At 44.7% G+C, this 253-nt stretch carries 1 protein-coding gene; it reads left to right on the plus strand.

Translation table 11 applies throughout. The annotated features are described in order from the left end of the window. Positions 1–239: hypothetical protein (locus tag ILT46_RS12240; protein ID WP_233397240.1), on the plus strand; the 239-nt coding region annotated here is incomplete at its 5' end. Between the last annotated feature and the right edge of the window lie 14 nt (positions 240–253).

Below are 253 nucleotides of genomic sequence, written 5' to 3' on the forward strand. Positions count from 1 at the left end.
CCGCAGTGACCACCAAACATCTTAGTGACGGTGTTACCGCACGGCTTGGCGACGACGAAGCCGATTGCATCCACAATGAAACCGTGCCTTATGATCACTTCTTTGATGCTTTCACTTCCTTCAAGTACCAAGCAAAAGTTCTCAGGGCATTGAGACCCATATGGGCCGTGCTTGGCAACAATTTGATTCTTGGGGTATTGTTGAGCCATTTTTGTGATATTAGAATGAAATTAAGGTGATGAAGTTTGCAAAA

Origin of the sequence: Qipengyuania sp. YIM B01966, assembly GCF_016461955.1 — a bacterium.
Taxonomy (GTDB): Bacteria; Pseudomonadota; Alphaproteobacteria; order Sphingomonadales; family Sphingomonadaceae; genus QFOP01.